This window comes from Halorubrum sp. SD41 (assembly GCF_058630335.1).
This window is the reverse complement of sequence record NZ_JBZVGZ010000023.1, coordinates 34,624-54,348: the sequence shown is the minus strand read 5'-3', so window position 1 is coordinate 54,348 and position 19,725 is coordinate 34,624. Positions and strand designations below refer to the sequence as shown.

General features: G+C 68.1%; 21 protein-coding genes. 7 read left to right on the top strand and 14 right to left on the bottom strand.

The genetic code is table 11. The features are described from left to right. Window positions 1-254: 254 nt before the first annotated feature. The 4 genes from AC4NMM_RS11860 to AC4NMM_RS11845 are packed head-to-tail and all read right to left on the bottom strand — an operon-like array spanning window position 255 to window position 3,721. On the bottom strand, window positions 255-1,430 hold the full coding sequence (locus tag AC4NMM_RS11860; RefSeq protein ID WP_491924341.1) for an inorganic phosphate transporter: 1,176 nt from the start codon (window positions 1,428-1,430) through the stop codon (window positions 255-257). Between the two features lie 11 nt (window positions 1,431-1,441). Continuing rightward, window positions 1,442-1,903, bottom strand: coding sequence for a YeeE/YedE family protein (locus AC4NMM_RS11855; RefSeq protein ID WP_491924340.1), 462 nt, complete (start codon window positions 1,901-1,903; stop codon window positions 1,442-1,444). Between the two features lie 58 nt (window positions 1,904-1,961). Continuing rightward, the gene (locus AC4NMM_RS11850) at window positions 1,962-2,519 is read right to left on the bottom strand and encodes a YeeE/YedE family protein (protein WP_096394076.1); all 558 of its coding nucleotides are present in this window, start codon (window positions 2,517-2,519) and stop codon (window positions 1,962-1,964) included. Between the two features lie 8 nt (window positions 2,520-2,527). Continuing rightward, entirely contained in the window at window positions 2,528-3,721 is a 1,194-nt protein-coding gene (locus AC4NMM_RS11845; RefSeq protein WP_096394075.1) for an MBL fold metallo-hydrolase, read from the bottom strand. Between the two features lie 247 nt (window positions 3,722-3,968). Between AC4NMM_RS11845 and AC4NMM_RS11840 the strand changes: the two genes are divergently transcribed. Both AC4NMM_RS11840 and AC4NMM_RS11835 read left to right on the top strand, forming a co-directional pair. Then, window positions 3,969-4,214 carry a sulfurtransferase TusA family protein gene (locus tag AC4NMM_RS11840; RefSeq protein ID WP_092920632.1) on the top strand — a complete coding sequence of 82 codons (246 nt, stop codon included), beginning with the start codon at window positions 3,969-3,971 and terminating at the stop codon, window positions 4,212-4,214. Window positions 4,215-4,216: 2 nt separating this feature from the next. Then, window positions 4,217-4,807: a DsrE/DsrF/DrsH-like family protein gene (locus AC4NMM_RS11835; RefSeq protein ID WP_491924339.1), complete on the top strand. Its 591-nt coding sequence runs from the start codon at window positions 4,217-4,219 to the stop codon at window positions 4,805-4,807. Window positions 4,808-4,889: 82 nt separating this feature from the next. Here AC4NMM_RS11835 and AC4NMM_RS11830 read toward each other — a convergent pair whose 3' ends face one another. The 5 genes from AC4NMM_RS11830 to sta1 form a co-directional block, all read right to left on the bottom strand. Beyond that, entirely contained in the window at window positions 4,890-5,510 is a 621-nt protein-coding gene (locus AC4NMM_RS11830; RefSeq protein ID WP_491924338.1) for a helical membrane plugin domain-containing protein, read from the bottom strand. Window positions 5,511-5,512: 2 nt separating this feature from the next. Beyond that, the gene (locus AC4NMM_RS11825) at window positions 5,513-6,658 is read right to left on the bottom strand and encodes an NAD(P)/FAD-dependent oxidoreductase (protein ID WP_491924337.1); all 1,146 of its coding nucleotides are present in this window, start codon (window positions 6,656-6,658) and stop codon (window positions 5,513-5,515) included. After that, the gene (locus tag AC4NMM_RS11820) at window positions 6,655-6,891 is read right to left on the bottom strand and encodes a sulfurtransferase TusA family protein (RefSeq protein ID WP_096394071.1); all 237 of its coding nucleotides are present in this window, start codon (window positions 6,889-6,891) and stop codon (window positions 6,655-6,657) included. Before AC4NMM_RS11820 ends, AC4NMM_RS11825 begins: the two co-directional genes overlap by 4 nt. A 146-nt stretch (window positions 6,892-7,037) precedes the next feature. Next, window positions 7,038-8,324, bottom strand: coding sequence for a M20 family metallopeptidase (locus AC4NMM_RS11815; protein ID WP_491924336.1), 1,287 nt, complete (start codon window positions 8,322-8,324; stop codon window positions 7,038-7,040). Between the two features lie 82 nt (window positions 8,325-8,406). Beyond that, window positions 8,407-8,823, bottom strand: coding sequence for a Sta1 family transcriptional regulator (gene sta1 / locus AC4NMM_RS11810; RefSeq protein ID WP_172863938.1), 417 nt, complete (start codon window positions 8,821-8,823; stop codon window positions 8,407-8,409). Window positions 8,824-8,986: 163 nt separating this feature from the next. Between sta1 and AC4NMM_RS11805 the strand changes: the two genes are divergently transcribed. From AC4NMM_RS11805 to prf1, 5 genes are all read left to right on the top strand, one after another. Beyond that, window positions 8,987-9,427 (top strand): DUF302 domain-containing protein, encoded by a 441-nt coding sequence (locus AC4NMM_RS11805; protein WP_096394069.1) that lies wholly within the window; start codon window positions 8,987-8,989, stop codon window positions 9,425-9,427. Window positions 9,428-9,494: 67 nt separating this feature from the next. Next, window positions 9,495-10,430 (top strand): NAD-dependent epimerase/dehydratase family protein, encoded by a 936-nt coding sequence (locus tag AC4NMM_RS11800; protein ID WP_096394068.1) that lies wholly within the window; start codon window positions 9,495-9,497, stop codon window positions 10,428-10,430. Between the two features lie 917 nt (window positions 10,431-11,347). Then, on the top strand, window positions 11,348-13,156 hold the full coding sequence (gene argS / locus AC4NMM_RS11795; RefSeq protein WP_491924335.1) for an arginine--tRNA ligase: 1,809 nt from the start codon (window positions 11,348-11,350) through the stop codon (window positions 13,154-13,156). Window positions 13,157-13,270: 114 nt separating this feature from the next. Further along, entirely contained in the window at window positions 13,271-13,531 is a 261-nt protein-coding gene (locus AC4NMM_RS11790; protein WP_096394066.1) for a glutathione S-transferase N-terminal domain-containing protein, read from the top strand. Window positions 13,532-13,638: 107 nt separating this feature from the next. Beyond that, the gene (prf1, locus tag AC4NMM_RS11785; protein WP_096394065.1) at window positions 13,639-14,889 is read left to right on the top strand and encodes a peptide chain release factor aRF-1; all 1,251 of its coding nucleotides are present in this window, start codon (window positions 13,639-13,641) and stop codon (window positions 14,887-14,889) included. A gap of 30 nt (window positions 14,890-14,919) precedes the next feature. On the opposite strand, the gene AC4NMM_RS11780 is transcribed toward prf1, so the two are convergent. The 5 genes from AC4NMM_RS11780 to AC4NMM_RS11760 all read right to left on the bottom strand — a co-directional run bounded on the left by AC4NMM_RS11780 (window position 14,920) and on the right by AC4NMM_RS11760 (window position 19,650). Next, window positions 14,920-15,363: a metal-dependent transcriptional regulator gene (locus tag AC4NMM_RS11780; RefSeq protein ID WP_096394064.1), complete on the bottom strand. Its 444-nt coding sequence runs from the start codon at window positions 15,361-15,363 to the stop codon at window positions 14,920-14,922. Window positions 15,364-15,406: 43 nt separating this feature from the next. Continuing rightward, the gene (locus AC4NMM_RS11775; RefSeq protein ID WP_096396174.1) at window positions 15,407-15,892 is read right to left on the bottom strand and encodes a ferritin family protein; all 486 of its coding nucleotides are present in this window, start codon (window positions 15,890-15,892) and stop codon (window positions 15,407-15,409) included. A gap of 135 nt (window positions 15,893-16,027) precedes the next feature. Beyond that, window positions 16,028-17,242: a Fe-S cluster assembly protein SufD gene (gene sufD / locus AC4NMM_RS11770; RefSeq protein WP_096394063.1), complete on the bottom strand. Its 1,215-nt coding sequence runs from the start codon at window positions 17,240-17,242 to the stop codon at window positions 16,028-16,030. A 1-nt stretch (window position 17,243) separates the two neighbouring features. Further along, complete coding sequence (sufB, locus tag AC4NMM_RS11765) at window positions 17,244-18,674, bottom strand: Fe-S cluster assembly protein SufB (protein ID WP_096394062.1); 1,431 nt, start codon at window positions 18,672-18,674, stop codon at window positions 17,244-17,246. 52 nt (window positions 18,675-18,726) lie between these two features. Continuing rightward, window positions 18,727-19,650: an ABC transporter ATP-binding protein gene (locus tag AC4NMM_RS11760; RefSeq protein ID WP_096394061.1), complete on the bottom strand. Its 924-nt coding sequence runs from the start codon at window positions 19,648-19,650 to the stop codon at window positions 18,727-18,729. Window positions 19,651-19,725: the final 75 nt, after the last annotated feature.

The window sequence follows — 19,725 nt, the reverse complement described above, 5'->3', positions numbered from 1 at the left end:
GTGGCGCTACGCGCCACGGGAAACCGGCGGCGGAGCCGCCGGTGACTGCCCCTTTGAGTCCCGCCCCGCACCGCCCCGCACAGCACCTCACGCCTCCCCAGCCTCGTCGGGCGCGTCTTCGGGCTCCCTTCGGTCGCCCTGGTCGCGCCCGACTCCCTCGCGCGTGCGACTCGCGCCGCGTTGCGGCGCTCGTCGGCACGCGCCACCGCGTCAGATTGAACACTTATAAAGAACTGACGCCGCGGCGCGTCCGTTTATAAAAAGAGCGCCGCCGCGGCGTACGCGAGCGCGAACGAGAGGGCGAACGAGCCCGCCCACGCCCCAACCGTCACGAGGATCTTCCGCGCGTCCACCGCGTCGCGGCCCCCGACGGCCGCGCCGCTCCCGATGATCGCGCTGACGACGATCTCGTTGAACGAGACGGGAACGCCGAGCAGCACCGCCAGCTGCGCGATGAGGAACGACGGGACGAGCGCCGAGATGGAGCGGCGCGGCCCGAGCGAGGAGTAGTCCTGCGCGAGCGACTTGATCATCCGCGGCGCGCCGGTCCACGAGCCGACCAGCATCCCGAACCCGCCGCCGACGAGCGCGGCGGTCGTCGAGATCATCCCCACCTCGTCGAGCAGCGGGAGCAGCGGTCCGACCGCCAGCCCGACCTGACTCCCGCCCGCGGAGAACGCGACGAGCGAGCCGAGCGCGAGCAGGACGCGCCGCAGTCCGTCCTCCTCGTCGCGGCTCACGTCCCACCGGACGACGGCCGCGACGGCCAGCGCCGCCAGGCCCGTGATCGCGACCGCCGACGCGAGCCCGTCGACCCCCAGCGCGTGCTGGGCGACGCCGCGGAGCGTGCCCGATTCGGGCCCGTCACCCAGGAAGCTGAATCGGACGTTCGCGAGGACGCTCCCGACGAGCCCGGCGAGGGCCGGGACGCTGTACCGCTCGGGAACGCCGGGCCGCGGGAGGACGGAGGCGATACCGAACGCGATGCCGCCGCCGACGAACGGCGTGAGGACCCAGACGGCGCCGATCTGTTGGTACTTCGACCAGACCGGCGTCCCGCCGAGCGCGAGGCCGACGCCGATGACGGCGCCGGTCACGGTGAACGCGGTCGCGATCGGGATCCCGGTGGTGATGCCGACCGCCATCAGTCCCGCGCCAAGGACGAGCACGAGGATGACGCCGGCGACGGGCAGACTGATGCCGCCGACGAGGCCGCTGCCGACGGCTTCGGAGACGTTTCCGCCCTGCGTGACGGCGCCGGCGAAGCCGAAGACGCCGACCAGAAGGGCCGCGCGCATCGTGCCGATCGCGTTCGCGCCGACGGCGGGGGCGAACGGCGTCGCGCCGCTCGACCCGGCGCCGATCACCCACGCCATGAAGAGGCTGGCGAGCGCCGCGCCGACGAAGAGGGCGACGAGAGCGGGGTCCATCGGAGGGTGCGTTAGTCCGCGCCCGCCGCGGCGGCGTCGCGGGCCCCGCTCCGGCTCCGCCAGTAGCCCTGCGCGTACGCCCCGACGAACATCCCGCCGAGCGCCCAGAGGATCGTGACGTTGCCGACCCCGAGGCTGGCGTACGCGGCGCCCGGGCAGATCCCGGAGAGCCCCCAGCCGACGCCGAAGACGGCGCCGCCGACGAGGACGTTCCGGTCGAACGGTTTCAGCCGGCGCTCGTAGGGGTCGCCCGTGAGGGGCGCGGCGTCCCGGACCCGGGGCAGCAGCGCGAACGCGATCCCGGAGACGATCGCGGCCCCGAACATCACGAACGGGAGCCCGAGATCGTCGAACAGGAGGAAGTTCACCACGACCTCCGGCCGCGCCATGTGGCTGAACCCGAGGCCGAACCCGAAGATGATACCGCCGACGAACACCAGCGGCTTGAACAGGGGATGGCGGTCCGCGCTCACGTGTCGCTCCCTCCGGTCGCTCCCGTTCGCGCAGTTCGAGACGCTCGCGTCTCGCGCATTACGGACTCACCCCCAGCGCGGCGACGACCTGCGCGGTCCCGATCGCCACGGTCAGGAACGTCGCGACGCCGACCAGCGACGTCTTCGACGCCGAGCCGACGCCGCAGACGCCGTGGCCGGACGTACACCCCTTCCCGACGCGGGTCCCGACACCGACTAAGATCCCGCCGAGGAACAGCCGCCACGGCTGGATCTCCGTCGTCCACAGCGTCACGCCGGCGACCTCGTACAGCTGGCCGGTCGTTCCGGGCTCGTACAGCGGGCTCGTGACCAGTCCGGACTGGAACGTCGCCGCGAACGCCAGCCCGCCCAGGACGATGCCGGCCGTGAACACGACCCGCCAGTCTCGCGAGCCGACGTACCGCTGGAACCGCGACTGGTCGGAGACGTACGACAGCGTCGACTCCAGGAACGTGCTCGCCCCGGCGGGGATCCCCGTCCCGACGTAGATCAGGACGGTCCCGAGGCCGACGAGCAGTCCGCCGACGGCGTACCGGCTGATCCCGTTGGGGAACAGCTCGGCGACAGCCTGCAGCAGTACTGGGTCAGCGACCATGTGCGTCGTCAGTCACCCGCGAGCGAGTCCTGGCTGGCGGCGCAGTTGTTCGGCCCGAGCTCTAAGGTGAACGCCTCCTCGTCGTCGACGGCGTTCTGCCCGAGGTTCGTCGCGATGATGTCCTCGTAGTTGGCCGGCCGCGGCGGCATGTCCGAGAGGATCAGGTCGACGAACTCCCCTTCGTCCATCGTGAGCGCGTCCATCTCCGCGACGAGCTCGCCGATGGGCGCCGTGTAGGTGCCGTCGTCGGCCGGGACCGCGGCGTCGCTGAAGTGCGCGCCGCCGATCAGGGTGTCGTCGGGCAGCGAGAGGACGCGCTCCTGTAGCGACTCGTACAGGGTGCGCGCCGCGTCGGGGGCGCCCTCGTCGCCCTCTTCGAGATCGGGGCGAGCGACGCTCTCGACGAACAGCCCGTCGCCGGTCGCGAGCAGGCTCTCGTCGACGAGGTAGGAGGTCATCCCGGTCGTGTGGCCGGGGGTGTAGACGGCCTCGATCGTCGCGTCGCCGACTTCGAAGGTGTCGCCGTCTTCAGCCGTGGTCAGCTCGTCGGCGTACGTGACGCCGCGGTCGACGGCGGCCGCCGGGATGACGCCCTCCACGCCCTCGGCGTCGAGGTCGCGCACGCCCGAGATGTGGTCGGCGTGGACGTGCGTGTCGATGGCGTACGTCAGGTCGACGCCGAGGTCGTCGGCGTCGTCGAGGTAGCGGTCGGTGAACGCCCGCAGCGGGTCGATGATCGCGGCCTCGCCGCCGTCGTAGAGGAGGTAGCCGAGGCAGCCCGAGGAGGGGCGCTGGTACTGGAGCAGCGTGCCGGCGCCGTCGTAGCGCTCGACCTCGACGGCCTCGTAGATGCTCGCCCAGCCGTTCATCCCGTCTTCGAGGTGGTCGACGTCGTAGCCGCGCTCCGCGAGCGCGCCCGCGACGTACTCGCTGGCGCCGCCCTTCGCGCACAGCACGGTCACCTCGCGGTCGTCGGGGATCCGATCGAGGACGTCGTCGTCGATCTCGTCGTCGAGGAACTCGAAGTACGGGACGTTGATCGACGTGACGTTCTCGCCGTCGATGCGCCACTCCTCGTAGTCAGACCCCATACGCGCGTCGAGGATCGTCACGTCCTCGCCGGCGTCGATTCGATGTTTGAGCGAGTCCGGGTCGACGGAGTCGACGTCGACGTCCGGAGTCGGAAAGTCGTCGGCATTCATATTTCGCAGTCGGTTCTACCGGGTCGACGCACAAAAGCATTTTCATAGTATTTCCTTTTTTGAACAATACTACTGCCGGACGTGGGCGTCAGATATTCCTCTAAAGTATCTAATACGGGTTATGGGGTGCCTGAATACGTTTCGCGTTATATGGTAGTTGGCGCTGTTCACAAGAACCAACAATCTTTTACCTTGCTGGAGGGTATTGTGCGATAGCTCCAATACACACGACCGGAGCAGATACACAATGAGTTCCGAATTCGACATCGCGGAGACGCTCGACGTGAAAGGCGCATCGTGCCCCATGCCAGTGGTGAAGACGAAGTCCGCCATCGACGGTCTCGCCGCGGGCGAGGTCCTCGAAGTGCTGGCGACCGACCCCGGCAGCATGAGCGACATCGACGGCTGGGCCGACGGCACCGCGGGCGTCGAGCTCGTCGACCAGACGGAGGGCGACGACGTGTACAAACACTACGTCCGCAAGACCGAGTAACGATGGGCACGGACACACCCGACGCGTCGGCCGACGACTCCTCCGAGGCGACCGACGGCGACGCCCCCTCCCGCGCGGAGCTGGCCGCGCGCGTCGACGAGCTCGAGGACGCGCTCGCCGAGGCCACCGACGGCGGCAAGAAGATGAGCATCATCGCCACGAAGGGGACGCTCGATATGGCGTACCCGCCGCTCATCCTCGCCAGCACCGCGGCCGCGTTCGGCTACGAGGTGACCGTCTTCCACACGTTCTGGGGGCTCGACATCCTCCACGAGGAGCGCTCGAAGAACCTCAAGCTCAGCTCCGTCGGCAACCCCAACATGCCCGTTCCCAACGCCGTCGCCGCGCTCCCCGGCATGGACCGCGTCACGACGCGGATGATGGAAAAGCGGATCGCGGACAACGACACCGCCACGGTCGAGGAGCTCCTCGAGACGAGCCTCGACATGGGCGTGGAGTTCCAGGCCTGTCAGATGACTATCGACCTGATGGACTACGACGAGGACGACTTCTACGACGGCGTCACCACGGGCGTCGGCGCCGCCACCGCGCTTCAGGACATGGCCGAGGCGGACATCCAGCTGCTGGTCTGACCGCCGAAAAACGAACCGCTGTTCCGATCCCCGAACTCCCGTTCTCCCGCTACGACTCCCCAGCGGTGCGCTCGCGATCGGCTCACTCGCGACCGGATCGCTCGCGGCCGATCGCGCCCGCCACCGCCAGCAGGTAGCCCAGCCCGTACTGGACCTCCGGGTCGCGCACGCCGCGGAGCAGCCCGACGGCGCCGACTCGCTCGGGCGACTCGCTTTCCGCCTCGCCGACGCCCTTCAGCAGCGTCTCGACGCCGTCGCGGGCGTCGTCGTCGGCCGCGGTCTGCGCCACTTCGCCGAGCGCGGCGCCGGTGCCGGCCAGCGACCTCACCATCTCGTCGTCGAGGGCCGCGGTCGCCAGCGACCCGACCTCGGCGATCTCGGCCAGCTCGTCGAGCGTCCCGCTCCGCTGGAGTTCGAGCAGCGTGTCGAGCGCCGCCCGCAGCTCGTCGCCGTTCTCGCCGACCGCCTCGGCCAGCGCGACGGTCTCGTCGGTCGCCAGCCCGTCGGCGGACTCCGCGAGCGTCGACCCCGTTGCCGAGAGCTCGCGGACCATCTCGTCGTCGAGCGCGCTCTCGCCCAAGGAGAGCACGTCCAGCAGCTCGTTGACGGCGTCGAGCCGCTCCACGAACCCGGCGACGGCCTCCGGGTTCTCCGCTATCGCCGCTTCGAGGTCGGGCGACTCGGGAGCTTCCGTCTCGGACATGGTCAGAGCAGCCCCCGCGCGGTGAGCCAGTAGGACTCGTTGTACGCCAGCTTCGACCAGTGGAGCTTCTCCGAGGGCGGCGCGGGCGACGGCGGGGTCTCGTAGTCGAACTCGACGAACGAGGCCGAATCCATTCCGGTCTCGACGAAGCACAGCGTCTTGCCGTCGTACGTCGCCGTCGCCGGGCGACCGCGGACCTCGCTGGCGAGGCGCCGGCCGACGACGCCGGCCTGGTAGTGCGCCACGCTGCCCGCGTTCGGGACGCCGGTGTCGGCGGTGTCGCCGAGCGCGTAGACGTCCTCCGCGGCCTCGGCCTCCAGCGTGTGCTTGTCGACGTCGACCCAGCCGTCGTCGCCGAGCCCGGCCGCCTCGATCAGGTCGACGCCGCCGTGGGGCGGGATCGTCACGAGGAGGTCGTAGTCGAGCTCGGTCCCCTCCATCGACGTGACCGTCTCCGCGTCGGAGTCGACCGACTCGGCGTTGAAGAACGTCTCCACGTTGATATCCCGTTCCTCCATAATCGGTCGGGCCCACTCGGCGATGTGGGGATTGCCGTGGACGCGCTGGATCGGGTACGTGTAGGTGATGTCGACGTCCTCGCGCAGGCCGCGCTCGCGGAACCAGTCGTCGGCCATGAAGACGAACTCCAGCGGCGCCGCCGGACACATGTGGGGGGTGCCGACGACGCTCAACACGAGCTCGCCCTCGGTGAATTCCAGCAACTCGTCGCGGAGGGCGGTCGCGCCCGACTCGCTGTAGTAGTCGTGGCCGCCCTCCGCGAGGCCGGGAACCCGGTCGGGCTCCAGCGTCGATCCGGTCGCCAAGACGAGGTGATCGTACTCCATCGACGGCTCGCCACCGTCGAACCGGAGCCGCCGGGCGTCGGTGTCGATCTCGGTCACCCGATCGATCCGGAGGTCGACCGCCTCGTCGACGAGTTCGTCGAGCGCGCGGCGACCGTCCGCCAGTTCGCGCTGTCCGAACGGCACGTACAGCCAGACCGGCTTGTAGACGTGGTCGGGGTCGTCGTTGATCAGAGTGACCTCGATGTCGCCGGCGTCGAGCTCGGGTTCGAGCCGATCGGCGAGGTCGTTGGCGAGGACGGTGCCGCCGGTCCCGCCCCCGACGATGACGACGCGCTCGGTCATGCTTTCTCCACGTAGAACGCGTTGTGGTCGTCGAGCTCCTCGACGGCGAGCAGCTCGTTACCGGCCTCCTCGGCCCACTCGGGGACGTCGGTGAGCGATCCCTCGCTGTCGCTCAACAGTCGGACGACGTCTCCCGACTCCGCGCCCCGAATCGCGCCGATGAGGTCCATCAGGGGGCCGGGGCACGCCGCGCCCCTCGCGTCGACGGTCTCGTCGGGTTCGATGTCGGTCATGGCTGTCTCACACGCGGTAGTTGCCGGCGTGTGGTATTAATATTGTGAGTAAATTCCAATATTCTAAAAACACTCGGACAGGGGGGTCGCGATCGCGGTATCCCGACCGTCCCACCGACGTGTACCGGGCGGGTGCGGGGCGTCGACTATCGGTCCGTCTCGGTCCGCCACGCCGCCGGCAGCCGGGCGTAGACGACCGCGTTGTCGACGAGCGCGTCCACCGGGACGTACTCGTCGGGCGCGTGGAGCGTGTCGGTCCCGAGCGCGAACTCGACGGTCGAGATCCCGGCGTTCCGGAGCTTCTTGGCGTCGCCGCCGCCCGTGGCGCTCCGCCTGAAGACGCGGTCCCCCGTGACGGCCGCCGCCGTCGACGCGACGGCCTCGACGAGCGGACCGTCGGGGTCTTCGGCCGTGCCGACGCTCCACGAGACGTCGGCGACCGTGACCCCCTCGCAGTCGGCGACGCACTCGCGGATCCCCGCGAGCACGTCGGGCGTGTGGACGCCCGCCGTCAGCCGCACGTCGATCTCGGCGCGCGCGGCCCCCGGGACGGCGTTCACCGCGTCGCCGCCCTCGAAGACGCCGAGGTTGATCGACGGGTACCGGAAGAGGTCCCGCGCGGCCGCCTCGCCCATCGACGGGGCGTAGTACGCGACCGACTCCTCGACGATCGGCTCCATCTCGGCGCCGATCGCCAGCCGCTCGGTGCCGAATCGATCGCGCATCGTCTCGACGGCGTCGTACAGTCGGTCGACGGCGTTGACGCCGAGCGTCGGCCGGGAGCCGTGCGCCGCCTCGCCCGACGCCTCGAGCGTCAGCCAGATGCTTCCCCGGTCCGCGACCGTGACGGAGCGGCGGCCCTCCTCGCAGGTCGGCTCGCCGATCACGCAGGCGTCCGCGTCGAGCGCCCCCGCGTCGAGCAGCGCCGGGAGCCCGGCGTCGCCGCCCACCTCCTCGTCGCTCACGAAGGCGAACAGGAGGTCGACGGCCGGGTCGGTTTCGGTGGCCGCGAAGGCTCGGATCGCGAACAGCAACGACGCCACGGCGCCCTTCATGTCGGTCGCGCCCCGCCCGTAGACGCGGTCGTCGTCGCGCTCGCCGAGCGGATCGCGCGTCCACTCCGTCTCGTCGAACGGCACCGTGTCGAGGTGCCCGTTGTACAGCAGCGTGCGGTCGGCGTCGCCGGGGACCCGCACGAGTAGGTTCGGCTTCGCCGGGTCGACGGCGAACCGCTCGACCTCGACCGGGAGGGGGTCGAGGAACCGCTCGATCTCCGCGACGACCTCGCGCGTGTCGCCGGGGGGATTCGACGTGTCGACCGCGAGCAGATCGAGGGCCAGCGAGACCAGCGCCTCGCGGTTGGCCCGCACGTACTCGGCGGGCGCGTCGTCGCCGGTCGTCGCCGATCCGGCCGCACCCGTGTCTTCGGCCATGCGTCTCCCTTCGGTCCCCAGCGATTTATTTATTTTGTATGTTTCACACAATACTGCGGTGAGCGACGCGACCGACCGCCCGCTAGGAACCGGAGGGAGCCGAGCGGTCCCCGCCGTCGCTCGCCCCCCCGTCACACCGATCTTCGAACTCCTGGATGAGCCGCCCGACGGTCGCGTACCAGCTGTTGAGCAGCCGCCGCATCTCGCGGGCGACCTCCTCGCGCGTCCGCGGCCGGTACACGTAGTAGTATCCGCCGTGGTCGTAGTTCACCTGCCGCTGGGCGACCACCTCGGCCTCGACCAGTCGCGAGATCGACCGGTGCGCCGTCGAGCGCTCGCAGCCCAGCCGCTCCGCCACGTCGTCGACGGTGAGCGCCTCGTCCGCTTGCTGGAGCGCCCGAAACACCGCCCGATCCCGCTCGTTGAGCCCGTGGATACACTCCAGGAGGTCCAGACACTCCATGTCGCGTTCGAGGTCCTCGCGCACTGACGCGGTCATCGTATCGGACGATACGGCGGCAGAGCGGGTTAAAGTTGTTCCCAAACAGTACAATACTACCCCCGGTCGCGTCGGCCGCAACGCCGTTCGATCGGGTGATGGGTCGCTTTCTCGCCGAGCCATCCGAAGAGACTTTGTTACGTAGGTCCAAGACGATACACGAATGACGCTTCCCATCGACCCGACGCAGATCGACCCGGACGACATCGGCGAACAGCAGGCCACCCTCGAGATGGATCACGAGGCGGCGATCGAACACGTCCGCGAGGTGTTCACCGACGCCGGATTCGGCGTCCCCGTCGAGTTCTCGCCGTCGGAGATGCTCAACGAGAAGGTGGACGCGGGCCGCGACCCCTACTACGTCTTGGGCGCGTGTAACCCCGAGGTCGCCGACCGAGCGCTCGACGCGACCGACAACAAGCTCGGCGCGCTGATGGCGTGTAACGTCGTTATCTGGGAGGAGGAGCCCGGCGTCCAGCGCGTCTACCACGTCTCGATCATGCGTATCGCCCGGCTCGTCGGGATGGCGCCGGACGACGACGAGATGGAGAATATCGTCGCCGACACCGGTGAAATCGTCGACGAGGCGTTCGAGAACTTATAGCGGCGCCTCGACCGCCGACCCCGTCCCGATTCCACACCTACTTATCCGCGAGCGCCGACCGACCGGTATGAACCTCGCCGATTCGCGCGTCCTCGTCACCGGGGGCGCCGGCCTCGTCGGGAGCCACCTCGCGGCCGACCTGCTCGACCGCGGCGCGGCCGTCCGCGTCGCCGACGACCTCTCGAAGGGGACCCGCGACCGGGTGCCCGCCGGCGCCGAGTTCGTCGCGGCCGACGTGACCGACCCCGACGACGTCGCCCGCGCGGTCACCGGCGACCTCGACGTCGTCTTCCACTTCGCGGCGTACACGGACACGAACTACGACGACGACCGCGTCCTCTTCGAGGAGAACACCGCGATGACGTACAACGTCTTAGATCGCATGCGCGAGGTCGGCGTCGACCGCTTCGCGTTCACCTCCTCGTCGACCGTCTACGGCGAGGCGCCGCGCCCGACGGCCGAGGACTACGCGCCGATGGAGCCCATCTCGATCTACGGCTCCTCGAAGCTCGCCGACGAGGGGCTCATCTCCACGCACGCCCACTCGTACGGGATCCAGTCGTGGGTGTTCCGCTTCGCGAACATCGTCGGCCCGCGCCAGCGCGGCAACGTGATCCCCGACTTCATCGAGAAGCTGGACGAGGACCCGACGGAGCTGGAGATCCTCGGCGACGGCCGGCAGGAGAAGTCGTACATGCACGTCACCGAGTGCGTCGACGCGATCCAGCACGTCGTCGAGGGCGCGGACGACGCGTACAACGTGTACAACCTCGGCACGCGGACGACCACCTCCGTCACCGACATCGCCGACATCGTGAGCGAGGAACTCGGTGTCGACCCCGAGTACAGCTACACCGGCGGCGACCGCGGCTGGACCGGTGACGTGCCGAAGATGCGCCTGTCGATCGAGAAGCTGGCCGACCTCGGGTGGGAGCCGTCGATCGAGAGCGACGCGGCGGTCCGGCGCAGCGCGCGTGAACTGATCGACGAGATCGTCTCGTAAGAATACGACTCCGGGATCGGCTGTTCTGCGGGAGGTGCTTCCGAACTCTCGGCCGCTCGCTTATAAATAATCGGCTCTGTTGAAATCCTCAACAAGTGATGTATTCCGCCCCAGCAGCGGTCAATACAGCCGAATCAATGAACGATCAGTTATCGCGGTGGCGCGCCGGTGAGCGGTCGCCACAGGCGACCGCGAACCGCCCGCGAGGGAGTCGACCGGCCGGAGCGAAGCGGAGGCCGGTCGACGAGGCTGGGGAGGCGTGAGGTGCGGGGCTGTGCGGGGCGGGACTCAAAGGGGCAGCCGCGAGGACGAAGCACGGCGACGCAAGCACCGCAGGGAGCGAACGCAGTGAGCGACCGAGGAGCGCAGCGAGCCGCGCGAGTCCTCGCGGCTGGGGCTTTGGAAGTGTTCACCGCCGATCCGTTATGAGCTGTTTATAAGTGAGCGGCTGGGTCTTGGAGGTGTTCACCGCAGGTCTACCGGCGATTATTTGGCGCTGTTGAAATCCTAGTCTTCAGACAGAGTTTCACCTGAAACGTCTGGTCGCTGAAAAGTGCTTGTTGATCGATAGCGAGGGTGGTTGAATGAGTATGCTTGATCGGTTGCTTATAAATTGGATTGTGGTGTTGCTGGTAGCTGTTTAAAAGATATCTCGCTCAGATCGACGGCGAACACCTCCCCAGCCTCGTCGCCGGCAGCTCCGCCGCCGGCTGCCAGAGGCGCGTCGCGCCTCGCTGCCGCTCGCTCCCTCCGGTCGCTCGCGGCGTCCCTCGCGCGGTGCTGTTCGGCCGCGATGCGGCCTCACAGGCACGCGCCACTGCGGTTCGTAGGGTTTCACGTTTCGCCCCACCGATTTCCCGTCTTCCGTTTCGAGCCGCTTCGGAAGGGCCTTTTAACCCGCCCGTCGAACGGACGGTATGTTCAGGCAGTTCCGGTCGGAGGTCGAGGCGGCGCTCGCGGACGCGCTCGGCTCGCTCGACCTCCCGACCGACGACCTCGGCATCGAACGCCCGCCCGACGACATGGACGCGACGCTCGCCTCCAGCGTCGCGTTCCGACTCGCGGGCGAGGTCGGCGACGCGCCGCCGAACGTCGCGGCGACGGTCGCCGAGGCGGTGTCGGTCGAGGGCACCGACTACGTCGCGAGCGTCGACACCGCGGGGCCGTACGTCAACTTCCACGCGAACGAGCGCTACCTCGCGGACACCCTCGACGCGGCCGCCGTCGACGCCGACTACGGTGCGCTCCCCGACCGGGACACCTCGGTCGTCGTCGAGCACACCAGCGCGAACCCGACCGGCCCGGTCCACGTCGGCCGCGCGCGCAACCCGATCGTCGGCGACGCCGTCGCGAACCTCATGGAGTACGCGGGGTACGACGTCGACCGCCATTACTACGTCAACGACGCCGGCCGGCAGATGGCCGTGTTCACCTGGGCGTACGAGCGGTTCGACGAGTCCGACCTCGACGCCGACCCCGCGCGCGACCGCGCGGAGTACGACCTCGTGCGCTACTACCGCAAGGGGAACGCCTTCCTGGAGGAGGCCGACGCCGACGCGGTCGAGGCCGCGGAGGCGGAGATTCAGGAGATTCTCCAGGGGCTCGAAGCCGGCGACGAGGCGACGTACGAGCGCGTCGGCGAGGTCGTCGACACGGTGCTGGGCGGGATGAAGGAGTGCCTCGCGCGGCTCCCCGCGGAGTTCGACGAGTTCGTCAAGGAGACCCGGTTCATGCGCGACGGTTCCACCGACGACATCGCGGCGCGGCTCAAGGAGACCGACCACGCCGTCTACGAGGAGGACGCCTGGCAGCTGGAGCTCGACGAGTGGGGGATCGACAAGAACCTCGTCTTCCTGCGGTCGGACGACACCAGCCTCTACACCACCCGGGATCTCGCGCACCACGAGTGGAAGTTCGACAACTACGACCGCGCCGTCACGGTGCTCGGCGAGGACCACAAGCTCCAGGCCGACCAGCTCGACGCGACCCTGGAGCTGCTCGGCAACGACACCGACCGGCTCGGCCACGTCATCTACTCGTACGTCAACCTCCCCGACGGGAAGATGTCCACCCGGAAGGGGACGGGCGTGATGCTCGACGACCTGCTCGACGAGGCGATCGACCGCGCCCGCGAGGCGGTCGAGTCCCGGATGGACGACCGCATCCGCGACGACGACCTCACCGACGCGGACGTCGAGCGCATCGCCCATCAGGTCGGGATCGGCGCCGTGCGGTACGACATCGTCTCGAAGCAGCCCGCGAAGGCGATCACCTTCGAGTGGGAGGACGCGCTCGACTTCGAGGCGCAGTCGGCCCCGTTCGTCCAGTACGTCCACGCGCGCTGCGCCGGCATCCTTGACGAGGCCGCGGCCGAGGGCGTCGACGTGCCGGGCGTGACCGCGGACGCCGACGGCGACGTCGACCTCGACGCGCTCGACGTGAACGCGGGCGCGCTCGAGACCGACGCGGCCCGCGAGCTCCTCCGCGAGGTCGCGCGGTTCCCCGCGGCGATTGAGGCCGCCGCGGACGACCTCGAACCGCACACGATCGCGACGTTCACCCGCGAGTTCGCCGACGCGTACAACGCCTTCTACCGCGAGTGCCCGGTCGTGACCGCCGAGACCGACGAGCTGCGCGACGCCCGCGTCGCGGTCGTCGCGGCCGCGAAGCACACGATGGCGAACGCGCTCGACGTGCTGGGCGTCGAGGCGCCCGAGTCGATGTAGCTCCGTCGGCGCCCGCCACACACACCGCTCCGCCGGCCTCGCGCACCGCTCCGCCTGCCTCGCGCACCGCGACGCCCGCAAACGGTTTCCTCCCCGCGGCCGTACCGTCGTCCGATGCTCGAACTCTACCAGTCGGAAGGGTGTCCGCACTGCGCGAAGGTCCGCGAGACGCTCTCCGAGCTCGGCGTCTCCTACGTCGCGCACAACCCGCGGCTTCCCGGCGATGTCGGCGGCGACGTGACCAACGAGGTCACCCACGACGAGCTCACCGCGGGCGGCGACGACCAGATCCCGTACCTCGTCGACACCGACCGCGGCGTTACCATGTACGAGAGCGACGACATCGTCGACTACCTCGAGGAACACTACGCCTGAGGACGGCTCCCGCCTCGTCGCGCCCGATCGCGGCCGGGGGGTGACCGCTCTCCCGGTGAGCCGGCAGGTCAAAGCTTACTTACACGCACGCGACCGTATTTCAGGCAATGAGTAGCGACGCACAGGAGGCGAACGAGGACCGCCGGAAGTACGAGTTCCGCAAGGTCATCGAGGAGCTCAAAGACTACGAGGGCTCCGGCACCCAGCTCGTCACCATCTACATCCCCGAGGACAAGCAGATCTCCGACGTGGTGGCCCACGTCACCCAAGAGCACAGCGAGGCGTCGAACATCAAGTCCAAGCAGACCCGGACGAACGTCCAAGACGCGCTGACGTCGATCAAGGACCGACTGCGCTATTACGACACCTTCCCGCCCGACAACGGGATCGTGATCTTCTCGGGCGCCATCGACGCGGGCGGCGGCCAGACCGACATGGTCACGCGGACCCTGGAATCGCCCCCGCAGCCCGTCGAGTCGTTCCGCTACCACTGCGACTCGGAGTTCCTCACCGAGCCGCTCGAACACATGCTCGAGGACTCCGGACTCTTCGGGCTCATCGTCTTAGACCGCCGCGAGGCGAACGTCGGCTGGCTGAAGGGGAAACGCGTCGAGCCCGTCAAGTCCGCCTCCTCGCTCGTCCCCGGCAAACAGCGGAAGGGGGGGCAGTCCGCACAGCGGTTCGCCCGTCTGCGCCTCGAAGCGATCGACAACTTCTATCAGGAGGTCGCGGGGATGGCCGACGACCTGTTCGTCGACAAGCGCCACGAGCTCGACGGCATCCTCGTCGGCGGCCCCTCGCCGACGAAAGACGAGTTCCTCGACGGCGACTACCTCCACCACGAGCTGCAGGACAAGGTGCTCGGCAAGTTCGACGTGGCCTACACCGACGAGTCCGGCCTGAAGGATCTCGTTGACAACGCCAGCGAGGTGCTCGCCGACCAGGAGATCGTCGAGGACAAACGCAACATGGAGGAGTTCTTCGAGAAGCTCAACACCGGCGAGGAGGCGACCTACGGGTTCGAGCAGACCCGCCGGAACCTGATCATGGGATCCGTCGACCGGCTGCTCATCTCCGAGGACCTCCGCTCCGACGTCGTCGTCTACGAGTGCCCCAACGGCCACGAGGAGTACGAGGTGCTCGACGCCCGCCATTCGACGCCCGACCACGAGTGTAGCGAGTGCGGCGAGGCGGCCGACGTCGAGGAGCGAGAGGACGTCATCGAACACCTGATGGCCATCGCGGAACAGCGCGGGACGGACACGAAGTTCATCTCCACCGACTTCGAGAAGGGCGAGCAGCTGCTCGACGCGTTCGGCGGCATCGCCGGCATTCTGCGGTACTCGACCGGCGTCTAAGGATCGCTGACGGATCTTCTGCGACCGTTCCTACTGCTGTTCCGGCTCGACCGGGGCCGCCGCGACTTCGAGACACGCGCAGGCGTCCGTCTCGGGGTCGAAGCAGTCCGGGCACTCCGGCTGGCGGTCGATGATCGTGTCGAGCCGCTCGGCGACCGTGTCGTCGATGACGGCCTCCAGCTCGCGGGCCTCGGCCTGGAAGTCCTCGACCGCGAGGACGTTCGCGAGGAACCGCTCGATGATACAGTACGTCTGGAGGGCGTCTCTGGCGCGGACGATGCCGTCGTCGGTCAGCCGGACGCCCTTGTACTTCTCGTGTTCGGCGAGCCCGCGCTCCTCGAGCTTGCCGATCATCTCGTTGGCGCTGGCCGGGCTGACGCCGAGCGAGTCGGCTATCGACCCCGTCGAGGCGGGGCCGTCCTCCTGGTCCTGTACGACGTATATCGTCTTGAGGTACTGATCTGCGGTGTTCACGGCTGTCCTCCGTCGGCGCTCGTCGGCGACTCGTCTCTCCGGTTCATCGGCGCTCCATGACCTCCGTGACCTCGCGTACTCCCTCGGCCTCCTCGTCGCGGATCGCCGTCAGGGTGGCGAGCAGCTCCTCGCGGTCGATCGAGAACGCGGCGTCGGAGTCCTCGATCGCCTCGATGAGGTCGTCGTAGAACTTGTACGCCGTCTCCTCGTTGCACAGCTGGTCGTACAGCACGTCGTCGAAGTCCTCCGGCCGCGTCCGCCCGTAGCGGGCGTCGACCAGCGACTCGATCTCGCCGAACGGGACGCTGTCGACGCCGAGCCCCTCGATCAGCGATTCCAGCCGCTCGCGGTGGTCGGCGGACTCCTCGGCGGCGTCCGCGAGCAGCGTCTCCACCTCCTCGTCGAGCTCGGCGTCCAGCTGCTGGTAGTGGCGGTGCGTTCGCGCTTCGACGACCTCCTCGAGCACGATTCCGATCTGGAGCAGCCGCGCGAGCTGGTCGTCGGAGGCGACCCGCTGGCTCACGCTCACCGCGACCACCCGAGACGGCGCGACACGCGGGTTCGCATACCTCCGACTCGGGCGTCGTCGGTCTTAAGAGATTCCCCTCGCGCGCCCGTCGCTTCGCGGGCGGTCGGCGATAGGAAAACGGTCCGCGAAGACGACCTACTGGAGACGCTCGAGGACGAGCTCCTCGACGTCGTCGCGGAACTCGTCGACCGCGATCTCTTCGAGGACGGGCACGAAGAAGCCCTCGACGAGCATGTTCCGCGCGGTCCGGGAGTCGATCGAGCGGCTCTCCAAGTAGAACAGGTCCTCGGCGTCGACCTGCCCGACCGTCGCGGAGTGGGACGCCTCGGTGTCGTGGTTGTGGATGATCAGCTTCGGCGACGCGTCGGCCTCGGCGTCGTCCGACAGCATCAGCGTGTTCTCGCGCTGGTAGCTGGAGGTGTTCCACGCGTCCTCGCCGACGTCCTGAACCCCCTCGTAGACGGAGCGGGCGACGTCGTCGAGCACGCCGCGGGTGACCAGGTCGGCGGTCGTCTGCTCCGCCTGGTGCCACACGCGGGCGTTGATGTCGAAGTGCTGGTCGTCCGTACCGAAGAACGTCCCGACGATCTGGCTCTCGGAGCCGTCGCCGTTGAGCTCGGTCTCGATGTCCGAGCGCGTGAGCTTCGAGCCGAAGTTGCTCTCGATCCAGTCGACCGTCGCGTACGTGTCCGTCACGCCGCGCTTCAGCGAGTAGGTGTACGCGTCGTCGTCGAGGTTCTGGAGCGAGCCGAACTGGACGTTCGCGTTCTCGCCCGCGACGACCTCGACGAGGTTCGAGAAGTACCGGTCGTCGCCGATCTCGGCGTCACCTGTCTCGATCGACTCGAGGATCGTCACCGACGACGACTCCTCGGCGACGACGAGCGTCTGGCTGAACAGCGAGCGGGAGTTCATCTCCGCGCGCACCGTCACGTCCTCCACGTCGACGCCCTCGGGGACGTAGACGAACGTGCCGGTGGTGAACAGCGCGACCGAAAGCGCCGTGAGGTAGTTGTGTTCCGGGTCGAGGACGGAGCCGAAGTTCGCCTCGATGACGTCGCCGTACTCGCCGAGCGCCTCGGTGAACGGGAGGACGACGACCTCGTCGTCTCCCGCGGTCCGCTCGGTCTCGTCGGCCTGGTTCAGCGGGTCGACGAGCGCCTCGAAGTCCAGCGCCTCCAGGTCGGTCCAGCGGCGGCCGGGGGTCTGGATGACGTCGGGCAGCTCCGCGGTCTCCAGCGCTGCCAGCGCGTCCAGACGTGTCTCCAAGAGCCACTCGGGCTCGTCGCGTTCGTCGGCGATGCGTCGTACCGTGTCCTCCGAGAGGCTCTCGATTTGCTTCGTGCTCATGTTATCCGAGCGAACCCTCCATCTCCAGCTCGACGAGCCGGTTCAGCTCGACGGCGTACTCGATCGGCAGCTCCTCCGTGATCGGCTCGATGAACCCCGAGACGATCATCTGTTTCGCGTCGTCGTCGTCGAGGCCGCGCGACTGGAGGTAGAAGATGTCCTCGTCGCCGATCTTCCCGACGGTCGCCTCGTGGGCGACGTCGACCTTCGACTCGTTGATCTCCATGTACGGCATCGTGTCCGACGTCGACTCGTTGTCGAACATCAGCGCGTCGCACTCCACGGCGGTCGAGGAGTTCTCCGCGCCGTCCGCGATGTGGACGAGGCCGCGGTAGTTGGTGCGGCCGCCGTCCTTCGCGATCGACTTCGACTCGACGGTGGACTTCGTGTCCGGCGCGTTGTGGTACACCTTCGCGCCGGTGTCGATGTCCTGGCCCTCACCCGCGAAGGCGATGGTGATGTGGTTGTCGGAGGCGCCGCGGCCCTTCAGGATCGTCGACGGGTACAGCATCGTCGCCTTCGACCCCATCGAGCCGGAGATCCACTCCATGCGCCCGCCCTTCTCGGCGATGGCGCGCTTCGTGTTGAGGTTGTACGTGTTCTTCGACCAGTTCTGGACGGTCGAGTACTGGACGTGGGCGTCCTCGCCGACGAACACTTCCACGCCGCCGGAGTGGAGGTTAAAGGCCGAGTACTTCGGGGCGGAACAGCCCTCGATGTAGTGGACCTCGGAGCCCTCCTCGGCGATGATGAGCGTGTGCTCGAACTGGCCCATCCCCTCGGAGTTCATCCGGAAGTACGCCTGAATCGGCATCTCCACGGTGGTGTTCTCCGGGACGTAGACGAACGAGCCGCCGGACCAGATGGCGCCGTGAAGCGCCGCGAACTTGTTGTCGCTCGGGGGGACGCACTTCGTCATGAAGTGCTCGCGGACGATCTCCTCGTGCTCCTGGACGGCCTTGTCCATGTCACAGAAGATGACGCCCTTCTCCTCCCAGCGCTCCTGCATGTTCTGGTAGACGATCTCGGACTCGTACTGCGCGCCGACGCCCGAGAGCGCGTTCTTCTCGGCCTCCGGAATTCCCAGCTTGTCGAAGGTGTCTTGGATCTCCTCCGGGAGGTCCTCCCAGCTGTCCGCGCCGCCGCGCTTGTCGATGTCCGGCCGGATGTACGGCACGATCTCGTTGATGTCGACCTCCGAGAGGTCCGGCTGGCCGGGCCAGTCGGTCGGCATCGGCATCTCTTGGAACTGCTCGAGCGCGCGCAGGCGCCGCTCCAGCATCCACTCCGGTTCGTCCTTGTCCTCCGAGATGACGCGGACCGTCTCCTCGGTGAGGCCCTTTTCGCTCTTGAAGGCGGAGTTCTCCTCCTTCTTGAACTCGAAGCGCGCCTCGGTGTCTGTCTCCTTGAGGTCGTCCTGTTGTGAACTCATAGTGTATTGTTACGGATTCCCGTGTTTACGTGTGTCGCGTGCCCGCATTCGGTTACGCCGCCTCGAAGGCGTCCTCGCGGACCCAGTCGTACCCCTCGTCCTCGAGCTTCTCGGCGAGCTCCGCGCCGCCGCTCTTGACGACTTCGCCGTCGAGCATGACGTGGACGTGGTCGGGCTCGACGTAGTCGAGGATGCGCTGGTAGTGAGTGATCTGGAGGATGCCCGTGCCCTGCTCGTCGCGGAGCGCGTTGATCCCCTTCGAGACGTCCTTCAGGCGGTCGATGTCGAGCCCGGAGTCGATCTCGTCGAGCACGGCGACGCTCGGCTCCAACATCGCGGCCTGGAGGACCTCGTTCTGCTTCTTCTCGCCGCCGGAGAAGCCGGCGTTGAGGTACCGCTGCATGAACTTCTCGTCCATGTCGAGCAGCTCCATCTTCTCCGAGAGGATCTCCTGGAACTCGGCGACGCCGATCTCGCCGTCGTCCGCGGGGCCCTCCATCGGGGAGGTCTCGTAGCCTTCGTCGTCGTCCGCCTCGGCTTCCTCCTCGTCTTCGTCCTCCTCTTCGAACAGCTCCTCGCGCTCGTCGGCCTTCGCGTTGAGGGCCTGGCGGAGGAAGTTCGTCATGGTGACGCCCTCGATCTCAGCGGGGTACTGGAAGCCGAGGAAGATGCCGAGCGCGGCGCGCTCGTTCGGCTCTAACTCGAGCAGCTCCCAGTGGTAGTCCTCGTCGTCGAGCTCGGCGTCGACGTCCGCGACGTCCGCCTCGCTGAGGTGGAGGGAGATCGACCCGTCGGTGACCTCGTAGGCCGGGTGGCCGGCGATCACCTTCGCCAGCGTCGACTTGCCGGAGCCGTTGGGGCCCATCAGCGCGTGGATGTCCCCGGACTCGACGGTCAGGTCGACGCCGAGAAGGATGCGTTCGCCGCCCTCTTCCGCCACTCGTGCGTGAAGATCGTTGATTTCGAGAGTAGCCATGTGTATTCTCGTGCCTCGTACCTTGACGGTGGGGGTTGAGGGGGTTAATGGTTACGCATCTACCCGTCAAAAGTC